Consider the following 16,283-nt stretch of genomic DNA (forward strand, 5'->3'; position numbering starts at 1 on the left):
CGGCCCCGTCCCTCCCCGTTTTCATTATCGTGGGCGAACGGCCCGAAGGCAGCCCGCTTGCATTGTTCTCAGGCCGCCAAGGTGTGGCCTGCTTCGGCGGGCCCATCCTCGGCCGGCGCGTGCTCGGGCGGCGTGTCAGGACCGAACCACAGCACATAGAGCGCCGGCAGGAAAATGAGGGTGAGCACCGTGCCCACCAGCAGCCCGCCCATGATGGCGAACGCCATGGGCCCCCAGAACACGGTGGGCGCGATGGGGATCATGCCCAGCACGGTGGACACCGCCGTGAGCATGATGGGCCGGAAGCGCGCCGAGGAGGCCGCAACCACCGCATCCCACACCTTTTTGCCCGCAGCGCGGTCCGCCTCGATCTGGCCGATGAGAATGACCGCGTTCTTGGTGATCATGCCGATGAGCGCCAGCACGCCCAGGATGGCCACGAAGCCCAGCGGCCGGCCGGAAACCAGCAGCGCCGCCACCACGCCGATGAGGCCGAGCGGCGCCACCGACAGCACGATGACGAGACGCTGGAAGCTCTTCAGCTCGAACATGAGCACGGTGAACATGATGAGCAGCATCACCGGCACCACCGCCATGACCGAGGCGAGGGAGGCCGCGCTTTCCTCCACCGTGCCGCCCACCGCGATGTCGTAGCCCGCCGGCAGGGTCTTGCGCAGGGCCTCAATCTTCGGCCCCAGCTCATCCACCACCGTTTCCGGCAGCACGCCCGCCTTCACATCGGCCTGGACGGTGAGCGTGGGCACCCGGTCGCGCCGCCAGATGACCGGGTATTCCTGGTCGAACTGGAAGGTGGCGATCTGGCTCAGGGGCACCGTGCGGCCATTGGGCAGCGGCACCTGGAGATTGGCCAGGGTGTCGAGGGAGACGCGCTCCTCGTCGGTGGCGCGAGCCACCACGTTGACGAGGTAGATGTCGTCGCGCACCTGGGTGATCGGTGCGCCGGAGAGCACGGTATTGAGCACCCCGGCCAGTTGCTGGGTGGAGAGGCCGAGAAGGCGCGCCTCGTCCTGGTCCACCTCGATGCGCACCTGTCGGGCCGGCTCGATCCAGTCGTAATTGACCTTCACCGCGTCCGGATTGGAAGCGACCGTCGCCGCCAGATCGAACGCGATGGCGCGCACCTTCTCGATGTTCGGTCCCGACACGCGATACTGCACCGGCCAGCCCACGGGCGGGCCCAGTTCCAGCGGCGAGATCCGGGAGACGAGCTGCGGGAAGTCTTCCGCCAGCGCCTTTTCCAGCTTCTTGCGCAGCCGGTCGCGGGCGGCCACGTTTTGGGCCACGATGACGGTCTGGGCGAAGAAGTCGTTGGGCAGCTGCACGTCCAGGGGCAGGTAGAAGCGGATGGCGCCACGGCCCACATAAGTGGACCAGCGCTTCACGTCCGGATCACCGGTGAGGATCTTGTCGAACGCCTCGGCCACCGTTTCGCTGGCATAGATGGAGGCATTCTGCGGCGAGGCGAGATCCACCAGCAGCTCGGGCCGGTCCGACGAGGGGAAGAACTGGCGCGGGATCAAAGGCAGCGCCAGCACCGAGAGCACGAACAGGCCGATGGTCACCGCCACCGTCACCCAGCGCATCTTCAGGCACAGGGTGAGGAAGCGGTGATACATGCCGAGCACGCCCTTCGGCGGCGCGTCCGGGTCGGGAATGCTCTCCTTCGGCGGCGCCTTCAGGATCAGCACCTGCATCAGCGGCGTGAACAGCACCGCCACGATCCACGACACCAGCAGCGCGATGGTGACCACCGCGAACAGGGTGAAGGTGTATTCACCCGCCGAGGAGGCGGCGAAGCCCACCGGCACGAAGCCCGCGACCGTCACGAAAGTGCCCGCCAGCATGGCCGCCGCATAGGCCTTGAAGGCGTAGGACGCGGCCGTCACCTTGTCATCGCCGGCGGCGAGGCGCGTCAGCGTCGCGTCGGTGGTGGTCATGGCGTCGTCCACCATCAGCGCCAGCGCGATGATGAGGGCGCCCAGCGAGATGCGCTGCATGTCAATGTGCGCCATCTGCATGAGCGCGAACACGATGGCGAGGGTCAGCGGAATGGCGAGCGCCACGATGGCCCCCGCCCGCACGCCCAGCGCGATGAACGACACCACGAGGATGATGGCCACCGCCTGCCACAGGCTTTCCATGAACTCGGCGATGGCGATGTTCACCGTCACCGCCTGGTCGGCCACCAGATGCGCCTCGATGCCGATGGGCAGGTTGGCGATGAGCCGGTTCATGGTGGCGTCGATGGCCTTGCCCATGGCCAGGATGTCGCCGCCATCCTGCATGGCGATGGCAAGGCCGATGGCGGGCTGGCCATTCACCCGGAACATGGGCTGGGGCGGGTCCGCATAGGCGCGGCGGATGGTGGCGATGTCCGCGAGGCGGATCAGCCGGCCATTCACCACGAAGTTCACATTGGCGATGTCTGCTTCCGAGTTGAACGCGCCGGAGACGCGCACCGACATATTCTCCGCACTGGTGCGGATCTCGCCCGCCGGCTGCACGATGTTCTGCCGCTGCAGCGCCGCCAGCACCGCCGTGCGGTCGATGCCCAGGCTCGCCAGCTCGCGCATGGAGAATTCGAGGAAGATGCGCTCATCCTGCGCGCCCAGGATCTCGATCTTCGAGACATCCTGCACATGCAGCAGCTCGGAGCGAATGTCCTCCACATAGTCGCGCAGTTCGCGCTGGGTGAAGCCGTCCGATGTAAAGCCGTAGATGATGCCGAAGGTGTCGCCGAACTCGTCATTGAAGAACGGCCCCACAATGCCCTGCGGCAGGGTGTGGCGAATGTCGCCCACACTCTTGCGCACGTGGTACCAGATGTCCGGCACCTCGGCGGCGGTGGCCGAGCCCTTCAGATGCACGAAAATGGTGGTGGAGCCCGCCTTCGTGTAGCTCTCCAGATAATCGAGCTTGGGCACTTCCTGCAGCTTGCGCTCCAGCCGCTCGGCCACCTGCTTGAAGGTTTCCTCGATGGTGGCGCCGGGCCAGTTGGCCTGCACCACCATGGTCTTGATAACGAAGGTGGGATCCTCGGCGCGGCCGAGATTCCTGAAGGCCATCACCCCCGCCACCACCGCGATGGCCATGAGGTAGATGATGACCGAGCGATGCTTCAGCGCCCAGGCGGAGAGATTGAAGCCCTTCACAGCCCCGCCCCCGAGCCGGCGGCACCCAGCAGGCGCACCTTCTGCCCGGGATGCAGGGCCTGCACGCCGGCGGTGACCACGATCTCGTCCGGCTTCAGCCCCTCGGCCACGGCCACGGCGGCGGGCGTGAAGCGCAGCACTTCCACATTGCGCAGGCTCACCGTGTGGGCCTTGGGGTCCACCACCCACACCGCCGGCTTGTCGTTCACCCGGGTGAGGGCGCTGGCCGGCACCTCGATCACCGGGCCCGTATCAGCCACCACCCGTCCGGTGACGGTGGTGCCGAGCCGCATGGCCGCGGGCGGATTGATGAGGCCCACGCGCACGCGGAAGGTGCGCGTCACCGGGTCCGCCTGGGGCGCGATCTCACGCACGCGACCCAAGGTGGTCACCGCCGGGTCGCTGGTGAGGCTCACCTCAACCTCGCGGTCGCCGGACGCCGAACCCAGGAACTGCGCCGGCACCTCGAACACCGCATCGCGGCCATCCTGGCGCGCCACCTGGATCACCACCTGGCCCGCCTGCACCACCTCGCCCGGCTCGGCCCGGCGCTGGGTGACGACGCCCGCGCTGTCGGCCTTCAGTTCGGTATAGCTGAGGCGGTCCTCGGCGATCTTGAGCTGGGCTTCCGCGTCATCCACCTGGGAACGGGCGGCGAGGAAGGCCTGCTCAGCCTGCTCATACTGGGCGCGCGGGGTGAAGCCGCGGGCCAGCAGCTGGCGCTGGCGCTCATATTGGTTGCGGGTCTGCGACAGGCTGGCATTGGCCGCCGCCAGCGCGGCCTGGGCCGAGCGCACCGCATTCTGCTCATTCTGCGGGTCGAGCCGCGCCATCACCTGGCCCGGCTGCACCTGATCGCCCACATTCACCAGGCGGTCGATGACGCGCCCCCCGATGCGGAAGCCGTAGGAGGCCTCGTTCTCCGCCTCCACATGGCCGGTGAGGGACAGGGACTCGCTCGCAATGCGATTGGTGGTGACGATGGTGCGCACCGGCCGGACCTCGGTCGCGGCCTCCTTCTTCTCCTCGCCGCAAGCGGACAAGGCGAGCGCCACCACGCCGAGCGCGGCCACGCGCGCGAGCCACGGCGCAAGAACGCTCCCCCCGCCCGAAGACATCGACAGCCCGCCATCGCGCGCGCCCACCATCCGCCGTCTCGTCATCAGCGCAGCCACGAACGTTTCCTTTCCGAGCGCACGCGCCGCTACCCCGAAAGCCCGGAGCCGGATACCCGCGCAGCGCACACACCAACCATATTCAATGCTGACCAGGAACAGGTCTGCGAAGTGAAATTCGCCCCATCAATAGCCGCGTTCCCGCGACGCAGCAAGGCATTCACCCGGAACCGCGGAGTTGACGACAATCAAAACGGCGGTCAAAATTGATGTACTTGCGAAATAATGCTAACAATACATTGAACTATTCAGATGGACTTGAGTGGTTTATCAGAACACCACCAAACCGAGGGCAAAATAAGAGGACCCCATCGCCACCATCAAGCCACGCGGCATCAAGCTTAAGCTCGCGCGCCCGCTGAACCGATGGCATCTTCCGAGCCGCCTATGGGTGGGCAAGTGTGCGCCCGAGCCACCATCACGCGGCTGCACACTTTATTCAGATGATTACGGTGCAGGCCCGTGCGCCCATTGGGCGCATCAATACAGAACGCCCTTCACAGAGCTGCACTTTCTACGTCACCACCTCTTCGCCTGCTGAAGCCCAGTGGCGGAAAGAACTTCCCGCGATCCTGCAAGGCAGGCCGACCACGACACGCCTCAGGGATGCTCAAGGCGTCCTTCCACCCGCCAGCGATGGCGGGAACAACGGAATTCGCCATGGTCATGATACCGATCCGGCAGCCAGAGGCTAGACAGTACCTCCACCCGCTTTATAACCTGAAGATGCCACAAATGGCGGCCTCAACACGGCCGCGTGCTTGCGGTTAAGATTGCCGGCCGGTACCGCTCGACACGTCCCTCGCCGTCGAAGCACCTTTACACAAAGCGGATACCGGTCCGCATGGAGCGAGACGTCAGCCTCGAAATCTCGACCGCTTGGCGCGTCCCAGTGGCGCGCGTTGCAACCGCGGGCCCGAATGCAGCTTGCGGCCGGACGCCGGGTGGAAACGAAAGGGCAGGAGAATGGATCGGATCAAGGTCGGGGATGTCGAGCTTGCCTGGAGACAATGGGGAGAAGGCGATGTCACGGTCCTGTTCATCCACGGCAATCTCGCCAGCAAGGAGTGGATCGAGCTGGCGGCGCCGCATTTCCCGCGCGGCGTACGCACCATCGGCATCGACTGGCGCGGCTGCGGCGACAGCGACAAGCCCACGCCCCTGCCCTGCTTCTCAAATTACTCGGTCAGCCAGCATGCGGACGACATGCTGGGCGCGCTCGACGCGCTGGGCGTCTCCTTCTGCCACCTGGCCACCCATTCGGCAGGCGGCATCATCGCCACGCGCATGCTGCTGAAGCAGCCGGACCGCTTCGGCCGCATCTTTTCCCTCTCCCCCGTGGGTCCGCAGAGTGTCGACTTCCCGCCGGAAAAGGCGGCCTATTTCGACCAGATGAAGAAGAGCAAGCCGCTCACCCGGCAGATCATGGCCGCCACCTGCATGACGCTGTTCGAGCCGGACAGCTTCGCCAAGGGTCCGGTGCGCTTCAAGCCGGATGTGGGCGCCCGCGGCGACCTGTTCGACCGCATCGTGGACCAGACCTTCGCCGTTTCGGACGGCATCTGGTACGGCACGCCCGTCACCCTCACCAAGGAGGCCCAGAGCGGCGAGCTGAAGGCGCAGATGAACGCCATCAGCCACCCCCATCTGGTGGCCTGGGGCACGCTGGATACGGTGATCCGGGAAGCGGACCTGAAGCTGATGGCCGATGCCATGCCCGATTGCCGCTTCGTGGCGGTGCCGGGCGTCAGCCATTCCATGAATGTGGAAGCGCCCGAGCTTTATGCCGGCTTCTTCGGTGCCTGGTTCGGCGGCCTGTCCTGCTGAGCGAGCCTATGGCGTGATGGGCGGGGAGAAGGCCGCCCCGGCCATCACATAGGCCAGCACGAACGCCAGCATCACCACCGCCAGCGCCGCCGTGGACCAGCGGCGCAGCACCATGTCCAGCAGCACGGCGCTGTCGCGCACGCGGGCATAGAGCGCGCCCAAGGGCGCCGCCGCCGCCAGGATGTCGCCCGGCGGCACCTCCGAGAATCTGGGGGGCTTCTGGTAGATCAGCGCGCCCACTGCAAGGCCCAGCGCCACCGGCCACAGCCCCTTGATGAGCGTATCGAGGCTGAAGAGCGTGCCGAGGGAGAGCCCCGTCACCGGCGTGAACAGGCCGAACGGCAGCAGCACCGCCACCAGGCTGAGCGCGGCCCAGGGCACCAGCAGCCCGCGGGGAGCGAGCGCCTCGCCCCCCTCCTGCGCCACATCCAGCAGCAACAGCACGTAGCGCGCCATGAGCAGCGTGGTGCCGCCGGCGGACAAAGCGAGCAGGAAGGCGGCAAGCCCATCGCCCATGGGCGCCTTCACCGCATATTTCGCCAGCGCGCCCCCGGTGAAGGGCAGCCCGGCGAGGCTGAGGCCCAGCAGCGCCGCCACCGCCAGCACCGGCAGCAGCCGCCCGCGCGGGGTTGACGCCACGACGCCGACCGTGAGGAACATGGCGCCCTTCAGCAGCATGTGGTTGACCGCATAGAAGGCGGCCAGGGCGGGCACCGCACCGTCGCCCGCCTTCAGCCCCATGCCGAGCACCGCCGCCACCACGCCCATCTGGCTGACGGTGGAATAGGCCAGAGCGCGCTTGGGATGGCGCTGGGTGAGACCGATGGCGACGCCATAGAAGGCCGTGAACAGGCCCACCGCCAGCAGGCCCGCGCCCCAATCGGGCCAGCCCTCCCCCCAGGGCAGGAAGCGGATGAGGCCGATCACCCCCGCCTTCACCACGATGCCGGACAGCACCGCCGAGCCCGGCACCGGGGCCACCGCATGGGCCAGCGGCATCCACACATGGAGCGGGAACAGGCCCATCTTCATGGTGAAGCCCACCAGCAGCAACAGCAGGATCGCCTCCTTCCAGGGCGAGGCGGAAAGGCCGGCCACCGCGTCGCGGATCAGCGGATTGGCGTCGGTGACGCTGGAGGCAAGCATCACGAAGGCGGCGATCAGCAGCGCCTCGCCCAGCACAGTCAGGGCGAGATAGACCCGGCCGGCCCGCCGGGCCTCGGGCGTGTCGTCATGGGTGGCGAGGCCGTAGGCGGAAAAGCTCACCAGCGCATAGGCGAGATAGAAACTCGCCACGTCCGCCACCAGGAACACCGCGAACGAGCCCGCCAGCGTCAGCAGCCACCACACGCAGAAGGTGCCGCGCGCCGGATCGTCCTTCAGGTAGAAGACGGCATAAAGACCCGCCGCGAGCCACAGCAGCGCGGCGCCGCCCAGCAGCACCGCGCCCGGCATGTCCAGCGCGAAGGTCAGGCGGAAGGGCGGCGGCACCACCAGCAGAGACTGGCCCACCGGCACCGCCAGCGCCGCCACCAGCCCCGGCAGCGGGGCCAGCAACAGCAGCACATCGGCCCGCCGCCGAACCCACGGCTTGATGGCGGCAAGCGCCAGCAGCAGCGGCAGAGCCACGGCGGCGAGAAGCAGCAGGTCGCTCGTGCTCATGTTCCCCATCACGGCACCAACCCGGCCCAGCTCGCCGGCCGGCCGATGAACAGGAAGGACGAGGGCTCCAGCGGCACGAAGCCGAAGCCCACCGCCACCAAGGCCAGCGCAAGCGCCACCCATTCGCGCCAGCGCGCCACCGGGCGAACCGCCAGCGGCTCCGCCGGCCGCTGCAGCGCCAGCCCCACCACCTTCAGCACATAGCCGCCCGCCAGCAGGCCGCCCGCCAGGATCACCGCCGCGATCCACCACGCATCGAGGTGGATGGCCGCGCTCAGCAGCATCACCTTGGCGATGAAGCCGCCCGCCGGCGGCAGGCCCATGAGGGAGAGGCCCCCGAGCCCGAAGGCGACGAGCGCCACCGGCACCGCCCGCCCGACGCCGGAAAGGCCCGAAATGCGGTCATGCCCCAGCGCTTCCGCCATCAGCCCCGCCGCCATGAACATGGCCGCCTTCGAGAAAGCATGGGAGGCCAGATGCAGCGCCCCGCCGGTCCAGGCGAGCGCGCTCCAGGGGCTCGCCACCACCGCCAGGGGGAACATGAGGAAGAGGTAGCCGATCTGCGCCGCCGTGGAATAGGCGATCAGCAGCTTCAGCCGCGGTTGAGCGAGGGCGACGAGGCTGCCCACCAGGATGGCCGCCGCCCCGAGCCCGGCCAGAACCGGCGCCACCGCCACCGCGAGCCCGGTCGGGGCCAGATCCAGCCAGAACCGCACCAGCAGGAAGATGGGCGCCTTGATGACCACCGCCGAGAGCATGGCGCTCGCCGCCGGTGGGGCGCCGGAATGGGCCGGCGGCAGCCACAGATGCAGGGGAAACAGCGCCGCCTTCGCCATCATGCCCACGCTCATGGCCGCCAGCGCCAGCACGAAGCCGGGGCTCGCGCTCGCCGCCCGCGCCACCAGGATGATGTCCAGCGTGCCATAGAGGCCGTAGATGATGACCGCGCCCAGCAGGTAGAGCACCGAGCCGAACAGCGCGAACAGCAGGTAGCGCAGCGCCGCTTCCACCTGAGCCAGCTTGCCGTCCAGGCACACCAGCGGCACCGCCGCGAAGGTGAGCAGCTCCAGCGCCACGTAAAGGGTGAAGAGGTCTTCCGCCAGGAATACTAGGTTCAGGGCGCTGAACACGCTTGCCAGCAGCATCCAAAAGGCCGGCGGCATGCGCCCGCGCGCGACCCGCCCCGGCGCGGCCCCCGGGGTCGTCATGGCGAACAGGCCGGTGGCGAACAGCACCACCGCCGTCATCACCAGCATGAAGGCGGAAAAGCCATCGGCCCGCAGCCCCACGCCCAAAGGCGGACGCCAGCCGCCGATGAAGGTGGCGAGCGCTGCCCCATCCGCCCCCACCCGCGCCGCGAGCGCGAGCGCCACCAAAAGGCTCGCCAGCAGAACCAGCACCGAGAGCCGCTCCGCCAGCCGTGGCGGCGCCAGCAGCAGCGGCGGCAGCGCGAACAGGGGCAGGATGACCGCCCCGACCAGCAGCATGTCGCCCGCCAGGGCCGACCCGAGAATGCCGCTCACGCCTCGCCCTCCGGAGCCGGACGGGGCGCGCGCGCCTTCTCCCGCAGCTCGGCGAGGCGCCGCAGCAGGGCCACAGCCAGCGCCGTGGCGGAAAAGGCCACCACGATGCCGGTGATGACGAGGGCCTGCGGCACCGGATCCGCGCCGAAGCCGGCCCCCGCCCCGCGCCGCGCCACCACGCCGAACACCAGGAACACGCCGCCCCCCAGCAGGTTGAAGGCGAGCAGACGCGCCAGCGCATCACGCCCCACCATCAGCCCATAGATGCCGATGGCGGACAGGGCGGCGCCGAGAAGGCCCATGACGGTGGGCGTGCTCATGCCTTCCTCCCGGCCGGCGGCCCCAGCACCAAAAGCGCCAGGGCGACCGCGATGGATGCCGTGATGGCCACCTCGACGGCGATGATGAGCGGCTTGGTGATCCCGTCGGGATAGTCGAGGAAGGCATCGGCCACGAACCAGCCGGCGATGCCAACGCCCAGGAAGGCGAACGGCCCAGCGAGCAAGGCCAGCCGCAGGCGGCGCCCGCCAAGGGCCGGCGCGGGCATCAGCCCCGCCATGATGGCCAGCAGCGCCATGGCGGCCAGCACCGCCCCGCCCTGAAAGGCCCCGCCGGGCACATCCGCCCCCGCCCAGAACAGATAGATGCCCACCAGAACACCCACCGGCACCACCACCCGCGCGAGGAAATCCAGCGCGCCGGACGGCGGCGCCGGCCATAGGGGCGCCGGCCGACCGCGCCACAGCGGATCAGGCGAGAGCGACCACACGCCGATGAGCGCCACCAGCAGCACCACCGTTTCCAGCAGGGTATCGAGCGCGCGGAACACGATGAGCACGCCGGTGACGGGATTGCCGAGATCGGTGGCCGGCAGGTTGGTGGCCACCTGGGGCGCCAGGCTCGGCGCCGGTTCCGGCAGCAGCAGCACCACGGCCGCCAGCGCCGCGAACACGCCCAGCGCCAGGATGGCGGCGCACACATGATAGAGCAGCCCGACGCCCCGCTCGCGGCTGAAGCGCGCATCGCCTGCGGCCTGCAGCAGGACCAGCCCGGTGATGCCGCCGCCGACCGCGATTTCCGTCAGCGCCACATCCGGTGCCGCCAGCCGCACCCAGATGAACCCCAGCACCAGCCCGTAGGCCATGAAGGCGGCCACGCGGGCGAACGCATCGCCCCCCGCCACGGCGCGGATGGCGACAGCGATGGCGACGAGGGCCAGGGGGGCATCCAGCAGCAGGCTCACGGCGCCGCGCCCCCCTCGCTGTCCTTCCGCTGCGCGGCCCGGTAGGCCACCTCCGCCATCAATTGCGAAACCGCCCCGGACGACACCTGCAGCAGCAGCCAGATGCCCACCATCTTGGCCGCGGCCAGGACGCCCCACAGCGCGACCGCCTGCGGCAGCAGGCCCAACACCACCAGGCCAAGGCCGATATTGTCAGCCTTGGTGAGGGCATGCAGCCGCGCCAGCGCGTCCGGCAGGCGCAGCAACCCCACCGTGCCGACGATGAAGAAGAGAAGGCCCGCCGCAACCACCAGCAGGGTGAAGATGTTGAGCGCCAGGGTCACGGCGCCCCCCCGGGTCCGGGGCCGCCGCCGGCATGCTCGCGCAGCGACACGGCGCGAAAGGCGGCGATGGCGCACGCGGCCAGCAGCGCCAGCAGCAGCGCCGCATCCAGCACCGCCGCATCCTCCTGCGCCACGGCGAGGAGAAGCAGCACCGCGATGCCGCAGGTGCCGAACAATTGCAGCGCCATCATCCGGCCCGCGCCGCCGCTGCGCCACACGCCCAGAAGACCGGTCGCGCCGATGAGCACCAGCAGGCCGGCGGCCGCGACGAGAAAATCAACCACGCGGCTCCTCCTGTTCCGGCGCCACGCCGGGCCCGAGGACATTCAGGAACACGGTGAGATCGGTCTCCAGCTCTTCAAGGACCGGGCCGTCCATGTCGAGCACATGGAACAGCAGCGCATCCGGCTCCTCCCCCAAGGGCAGCGTCCCGGGTTGAAGGCTGGCGGTGGCGGCGAACGCCTGGCGGGCAAGCCCCGGCGCGAGGCCGCAATCCGCCGCCAGCACCCCAGGGGCGATGGGCAGCGAGGGCCGCAGCACCCTGAGCCCGACATCAACGCCCGCAGCCACCGACCGGCCCAGGAAATGAAGCATGAACACGGCGAGAGCCCGAGGGTCGGTCCAGCGCGCTGCCGGCGGCAGAAGCCGCAGGCTCAGTTCGCCACACAGCACGCTCACCATCGCGCCGGCCATGAGATCGGCGATGCCCACCCGGCCAAGAGCGACCCAGGCCAGGAAAAACCAAAGGCTGCGCACGGCACGCTGCGTTGGCGTGGCGCGGGCCGTCTCGCCTTCCACGGGATTGCGGATGAAGCTCATGCCCCACGCCCGCCGATGGCCGGGCTGAGGGCGGAAGGATTGCGCCCGTGCGCCATCATGCCAGCCCGCACATGCTGGCGGCACGGCCGCTCGCACCCGATGGAGCGCCGGCCCCCAGGCTTCGCAGTGTTCACCATCCGCCGGCTCCGCAAGGTCAGCACCGTCCGATCGACCCCTTCGTGTGCCCGGTGGCCGTCAGGCGGCCAGCGCGGCAGCTCGCCACGCATATTCCGAGCACATCTGCGGGGCGAGAGCCACCCCATCTTCGATGAAGACGCCTGTGATACCTCCCGCAAGCGTGGACAACGCCGCGACGATATCTCCAGCTGGCAATCGCTCCCGACCGGCCGTTTCACGCGACCCACAGTCCAGCAAACTCAGCGCCGAACGGGGTCCTGTAGCCGTCAGGTGGTACGCACCGTGATTTCCTCCTTTACCGCCATCGATTGACGGTGGCAACGTGTGCACGTCACCACCCACCGCGCATTGGCGGGCCTTCCAACCCGCTGCCAAGCCACGGGTCCGCGGCGGCGGGCCATGGCGGGCAACACCGGCCGTCCCGTCTTGCCAGCGTCGCGAATTCAGACGAAGGTCCGCGCTGCCCCATGGTGGAACTCCCGGGCAGGCCAAGCGAATCAGGCCATTCCACCCAACCCAAGAGGCGTTTCATGAGCGATCTCGTCGTTTTCGGCTTCAGCGGTCTCCACCAGGCGGACGAAGTGCTCAACAAGCTGCGCTCCCTGCAGAAGGCGCACCTGATCGATCTTGAGGACGCCTGCGTCGTGGAGCGCGAGAGCGACGGCAAGGTGCATGTGAAGCAGGCCGTGAACCTCACCGCTCTGGGCGCGGCGCAGGGCGGCACCATGGGCGCGCTGTGGGGCGGGCTCGTCGGCCTTTTGTTCCTCAATCCGCTGGCGGGCATGGCCCTGGGTGCGGCCGCCGGCGCGGGCGCGGGCGCGCTTTCCGGCTCGCTGTCCGACTACGGCATCAACGACGACTTCGTGAAGCAGCTGGGCGAGACCATTCCCGCCAGTTCCTCCGCCTTGTTCGTGCTGGTGAAGAGCGTGACCTTCGACAAGGTGCTGCCGGAGATCGAGCCCTACAATCCCCGCGTGCTGAAGACCTCCCTCTCCAATGAGGACGAGGCCAAGCTGAAGTCCGCCATCGCCGCCGGCTCCGCGCCCGCGGCCTGAGCGTCCGCGCCGCCCCTCACCTGCGCTCGCCGCCGGCCCGCCGCCGGCGGCGCAGCTTCGCGCGGCGGCCACCATCCCATGGATCAATGCTATAGGTGGTGCCTCGCGTATTGCGGCTCCCAGCCGCCGATCCGCCACCCGGGGCCGACATGACCGACATCGCCACGCGCGTCTACAACCACACCTGGAAGATCGACCCCATCGTTCGCTCGGTGCTCGACACCGACTTCTACAAGCTGCTGATGGGGCAGACCATTTTCCACCGCCACCGGGATACGCGCGTCACTTTCGGCATCCATAACCGCTCGTCCCACATCCGCATCGCCGACATCATCGACATCGGCGCCCTGCGCGAGCAGCTCGACCATGTGCGCGGCCTCTCCCTCACCCGGGGCGAAAGCACCTGGCTGCGCGGCAACATGTTCTATGGCAAGCGGCAGATGTTCTCGCCCGATTACATTGCCTGGCTCGAGGCCTTCCGCTTTCCCGCCTATCACCTGGAAAAATGGGACGGGCAATACGAGCTGACCTTCGAGGGGCCCTGGGTGGAAACCACCATGTGGGAGATCCCCGCCCTCGCCATCATCAACGAGCTGCGCTCGCGCGCCGTGCTGAAGGACATGGGCAAATTCGAGCTGCAGATCCTCTATGCCCGCGCCATGGCCCGCGTGTGGGAAAAAGTGGAGTTCCTGCGCACCCTCGGCCCCATCAACATCGCCGATTTCGGCACCCGCCGCCGCCACGGCTTCCTGTGGCAGGACTGGTGCGTGCAGGCGCTGATCGAAGGTCTCGGCGAAGGCTTCCTCGGCACCTCCAACTGCCTCATCGCCATGCGCCGGGAAGTGGAAGCCACGGGCACCAACGCCCATGAGCTGCCCATGGTCTATGCCGCCCTCGCCACCACCGACGAGGAGCTCGCCTGGTCGCCCTACCAGGTCCTCGCCGATTGGCAGGACGACTACGACGGCAATCTCCGGATCATCCTGCCGGACACCTACGGCACCTCCGGCTTCCTGGCGCACGCGCCCGACTGGGTGGCCCGCTGGACCGGCATCCGCATCGACAGCAAGGACCCGGTGCAGGGTGGCGAGGAGGCCATCCGCTGGTGGATCGAGCGCGGGCAGGCCCCCACCGAGAAGCTCGCCATCTTCTCCGACGCTCTCGACGTGGCCGAGGTGGCGCGCATCCACAACGCCTTCAAGGGCCGCCTGCGCATGGGCTTCGGCTGGGGCACCCTGCTCACCAACGACTTCCGGGGGCTCGTGCCCGACGGCGCATTGGACCCCATCTCCGTCGTCTGCAAGGTGGTCTCGGCCAATGGCCGACCCGCAGTGAAGCTCTCCGACAATCCCACCAAGGCCATGGGCCCCGCCGGCGAGCTGGAGCGCTATCGCCGCGTCTTCGAGGTGGGCGCCCAACAGGCGCGGCCGGTCCTGGTCTGAACCAGCGCCGGCGCCGCTATCCGCAACGCCGCGCTCGTCCGCGAGGAGGGCGGACAGGGAACTCCCCTTGGGCCCAGCCGGACCGGAGCCGCTGGGGAGCTGACACTTCAGCGTCGGCCCGCCGGCACGTTTTCCGTCCGCATCGGTTCGCGGCTATGGCTTCTGGCTTTCGTGGTCTCGCGTGTCTTGGTGCGGGCGCCATCTCCTGCATTCCGAAGCGCTCCGGATGCCGCGCCGTGCTACACGCTCAAAGCGCCCTGGGCAGAGCCGGCGGCGCGCACGGTCGCCGGGTTGGGACGGGCGACAAACATCGACGCCACCGGGAATGACCCAGCGGTCGCATGCCCGCCCGCGCCTGCTGGGTCAATGACCCGGGAAAGAGACGAGCGAGCGCACCGGCACGCCCAGCGCTTCCAGCTTGGCGACGCCGCCAAGGTCCGGCAGGTCGACCACGAAGCAGGCGGCCACCACCTCCGCGCCGCACTCGCGCAGCAGGTGCACCGCGCCGACCGCCGTTCCGCCGGTGGCCACGAGATCGTCCACGAGCAGCACCTGCTGTCCCGGCTCCACCGCATCCACATGCATCTCGATTTCGTCCTGGCCGTATTCCAGGGCATAGGCCATGCGCACGGTCTGGTGCGGCAGCTTGCCCTTCTTGCGGATCGGCACAAAGCCCGCGGACAGCTGATGGGCCACGGCGCCACCGAGAATGAAGCCGCGCGCCTCGATGCCGGCGACCTTCGCGACCTTGCCGCCAGCGAAGGGCTGCACCAGCTCATCCACCGCGCGGCGGAAGGCCCGCGGATTGCCCAGGAGCGTGGTGATGTCGCGAAACAGGATGCCCGGCTTGGGATAATCCGGGATCGTGCGGATCGAGGCGGCGAATTCGTTCAGCGTCATGGAAGGCTCCTGATGCCGCGGACGCGGGCGCCCGGTGGGCAAACCAGCGACCTAGCGCAAGCCGCGGCGGGCACACAGAATGAAGGGGGCGCGCAAAAAGAAAAAGGGCCCTTGCGGGCCCTTTCTCGGTGCGATTCCTGCGCTCAGTGCGCGACGTTCTTCCACACCTTCTTCTTCGTGAAGTAGAGCAGCCCGCTCAGCACGATGAGGAAGATGACGACCTGGAAGCCGATGCGCTTGCGCGCATCGAGGTGCGGCTCCGCCACCCACATCAGGAAGGCCGCCACGTCCGAGGCATACTGGTCCACGGTCTGCGGAGAGCCGTCCGTGTATTCCACCAGACCATCGCTCAGCGGGTTGGGCATGGCGATCTGGTTGCCGGGGAAATACTTGTTGTAGTGCAGGCCGGACTGGACGTGGACGTCCTCGGGCGCTTCCCCGTAACCGGTGAGGACGGCGTGGATGTAGTCGACGCCATGCTCCTGGTACTGGATGAAGGCATCCGTGATGAAGCCCGGGAAGCCCACATGGTAGGAGCGGGCCTTGGCCAGCACCGACATGTCCGGCGGCAGGGCGCCGCCATTGGAGGCGCGGGCGGCCTGCTCGTTCGGGAACGGCGCCGGCCAGTGATCGGACGGACGGCCGGGACGCTCGAACATGTCGCCGGAGTCATTCGGCCCGTCGGTGATCTGGTAGCCGCTCGCGATCTGCTTGACCTGCGCCTCGCTGAAGCTCGGGCCACCCGGCTGCCCCAGGTTGCGGAAGTACAGGAAGTTCGCGGAGTGGCAGGAGCTGCACACTTCCTTGAACACCTTGAAACCGCGCTGAAGCTGCGCCGTGTCATAGGTGCCGAAGGGACCCGCGAACGACCAGGACAGGCGCGGGGGACGGCCATCATGGCCGCCACCCTCGGAAGCCGTGGCGGGCGCCACGAACAGGAGCGCCGCAGCGGCAGCGCCGAAGAGAATGCTACGGATGGTCATGGCTGTTCTCTCCGCGCCCC

The 16,283-nt window shown here is 68.5% G+C and carries 14 protein-coding genes; 3 read left to right on the forward strand and 11 right to left on the reverse strand.

All coding sequences use genetic code 11. The features are described from left to right. Nucleotides 1-68: 68 nt before the first annotated feature. Together L0966_RS06370 and L0966_RS06375 are read right to left on the reverse strand one after the other, a co-directional pair. Nucleotides 69-3,173, reverse strand: coding sequence for an efflux RND transporter permease subunit (locus L0966_RS06370; RefSeq protein ID WP_370640658.1), 3,105 nt, complete (start codon nucleotides 3,171-3,173; stop codon nucleotides 69-71). Then, the gene (locus L0966_RS06375) at nucleotides 3,170-4,291 is read right to left on the reverse strand and encodes an efflux RND transporter periplasmic adaptor subunit (protein ID WP_370640668.1); all 1,122 of its coding nucleotides are present in this window, start codon (nucleotides 4,289-4,291) and stop codon (nucleotides 3,170-3,172) included. Before L0966_RS06375 ends, L0966_RS06370 begins: the two co-directional genes overlap by 4 nt. Before the next feature lie 1,023 nt (nucleotides 4,292-5,314). Here L0966_RS06375 and L0966_RS06380 point away from each other — a divergent pair. Beyond that, a complete protein-coding gene (locus L0966_RS06380) occupies nucleotides 5,315-6,175 on the forward strand; it encodes an alpha/beta fold hydrolase (RefSeq protein ID WP_234051029.1) in 861 nt (286 codons plus the stop codon). A gap of 6 nt (nucleotides 6,176-6,181) precedes the next feature. Here L0966_RS06380 and L0966_RS06385 read toward each other — a convergent pair whose 3' ends face one another. From L0966_RS06385 to L0966_RS06415, 7 genes are read right to left on the reverse strand one after another with little or no spacing between them, the layout of a single operon-like run. Next, nucleotides 6,182-7,837, reverse strand: a complete 1,656-nt coding sequence (locus tag L0966_RS06385; RefSeq protein ID WP_234051030.1) for a complex I subunit 5 family protein — start codon at nucleotides 7,835-7,837, stop codon at nucleotides 6,182-6,184. Nucleotides 7,838-7,845: 8 nt separating this feature from the next. Next, a complete protein-coding gene (locus L0966_RS06390; protein ID WP_234051031.1) occupies nucleotides 7,846-9,360 on the reverse strand; it encodes a proton-conducting transporter membrane subunit in 1,515 nt (504 codons plus the stop codon). Beyond that, the gene (locus L0966_RS06395) at nucleotides 9,357-9,680 is read right to left on the reverse strand and encodes an NADH-quinone oxidoreductase subunit K (RefSeq protein WP_234051032.1); all 324 of its coding nucleotides are present in this window, start codon (nucleotides 9,678-9,680) and stop codon (nucleotides 9,357-9,359) included. Before L0966_RS06395 ends, L0966_RS06390 begins: the two co-directional genes overlap by 4 nt. After that, entirely contained in the window at nucleotides 9,677-10,603 is a 927-nt protein-coding gene (locus L0966_RS06400) for an MnhB domain-containing protein (RefSeq protein WP_234051033.1), read from the reverse strand. Before L0966_RS06400 ends, L0966_RS06395 begins: the two co-directional genes overlap by 4 nt. Further along, nucleotides 10,600-10,926: a monovalent cation/H(+) antiporter subunit G gene (locus L0966_RS06405; protein WP_234051034.1), complete on the reverse strand. Its 327-nt coding sequence runs from the start codon at nucleotides 10,924-10,926 to the stop codon at nucleotides 10,600-10,602. The genes L0966_RS06400 and L0966_RS06405 overlap by 4 nt, the downstream gene beginning before the upstream one ends. Next, a complete protein-coding gene (locus L0966_RS06410) occupies nucleotides 10,923-11,210 on the reverse strand; it encodes a monovalent cation/H+ antiporter complex subunit F (RefSeq protein WP_234051035.1) in 288 nt (95 codons plus the stop codon). Before L0966_RS06410 ends, L0966_RS06405 begins: the two co-directional genes overlap by 4 nt. Beyond that, a complete protein-coding gene (locus tag L0966_RS06415; RefSeq protein ID WP_234051036.1) occupies nucleotides 11,203-11,745 on the reverse strand; it encodes a Na+/H+ antiporter subunit E in 543 nt (180 codons plus the stop codon). Before L0966_RS06415 ends, L0966_RS06410 begins: the two co-directional genes overlap by 8 nt. A 668-nt stretch (nucleotides 11,746-12,413) precedes the next feature. Between L0966_RS06415 and L0966_RS06420 the strand changes: the two genes are divergently transcribed. Beyond that, nucleotides 12,414-12,938 carry a DUF1269 domain-containing protein gene (locus L0966_RS06420; protein ID WP_234051037.1) on the forward strand — a complete coding sequence of 175 codons (525 nt, stop codon included), beginning with the start codon at nucleotides 12,414-12,416 and terminating at the stop codon, nucleotides 12,936-12,938. A 149-nt stretch (nucleotides 12,939-13,087) separates the two neighbouring features. Further along, nucleotides 13,088-14,380 carry a nicotinate phosphoribosyltransferase gene (gene pncB / locus L0966_RS06425; RefSeq protein ID WP_234051038.1) on the forward strand — a complete coding sequence of 431 codons (1,293 nt, stop codon included), beginning with the start codon at nucleotides 13,088-13,090 and terminating at the stop codon, nucleotides 14,378-14,380. 363 nt (nucleotides 14,381-14,743) lie between these two features. On the opposite strand, the gene L0966_RS06430 is transcribed toward pncB, so the two are convergent. Then, nucleotides 14,744-15,280 carry an adenine phosphoribosyltransferase gene (locus L0966_RS06430; RefSeq protein WP_234051039.1) on the reverse strand — a complete coding sequence of 179 codons (537 nt, stop codon included), beginning with the start codon at nucleotides 15,278-15,280 and terminating at the stop codon, nucleotides 14,744-14,746. Between the two features lie 143 nt (nucleotides 15,281-15,423). Then, nucleotides 15,424-16,263 carry a cytochrome c1 gene (locus L0966_RS06435; protein WP_234051040.1) on the reverse strand — a complete coding sequence of 280 codons (840 nt, stop codon included), beginning with the start codon at nucleotides 16,261-16,263 and terminating at the stop codon, nucleotides 15,424-15,426. Between the last annotated feature and the right edge of the window lie 20 nt (nucleotides 16,264-16,283).

Origin of the sequence: Xanthobacter sp. NM-59 (genome assembly GCF_021401125.1) — a bacterium.
Taxonomy (GTDB): domain Bacteria; phylum Pseudomonadota; class Alphaproteobacteria; order Rhizobiales; family Xanthobacteraceae; genus Xanthobacter.

Excerpts from the sequence above, each read along its gene's own strand:
- L0966_RS06375 (WP_370640668.1), bottom strand. The coding sequence starts at position 4,291 with ATGTCTTCGGGCGGGGGGAGCGTTCTTGCGCCGTGGCTCGCGCGCGTG.
- L0966_RS06380 (WP_234051029.1), top strand. The coding sequence starts at position 5,315 with ATGGATCGGATCAAGGTCGGGGATGTCGAGCTTGCCTGGAGACAATGG.
- L0966_RS06385 (WP_234051030.1), bottom strand. The coding sequence starts at position 7,837 with ATGAGCACGAGCGACCTGCTGCTTCTCGCCGCCGTGGCTCTGCCGCTG.
- L0966_RS06395 (WP_234051032.1), bottom strand. The coding sequence starts at position 9,680 with ATGAGCACGCCCACCGTCATGGGCCTTCTCGGCGCCGCCCTGTCCGCC.
- L0966_RS06415 (WP_234051036.1), bottom strand. The coding sequence starts at position 11,745 with ATGAGCTTCATCCGCAATCCCGTGGAAGGCGAGACGGCCCGCGCCACG.
- L0966_RS06420 (WP_234051037.1), top strand. The coding sequence starts at position 12,414 with ATGAGCGATCTCGTCGTTTTCGGCTTCAGCGGTCTCCACCAGGCGGAC.
- pncB (WP_234051038.1), top strand. The coding sequence starts at position 13,088 with ATGACCGACATCGCCACGCGCGTCTACAACCACACCTGGAAGATCGAC.
- L0966_RS06430 (WP_234051039.1), bottom strand. The coding sequence starts at position 15,280 with ATGACGCTGAACGAATTCGCCGCCTCGATCCGCACGATCCCGGATTAT.
- L0966_RS06435 (WP_234051040.1), bottom strand. The coding sequence starts at position 16,263 with ATGACCATCCGTAGCATTCTCTTCGGCGCTGCCGCTGCGGCGCTCCTG.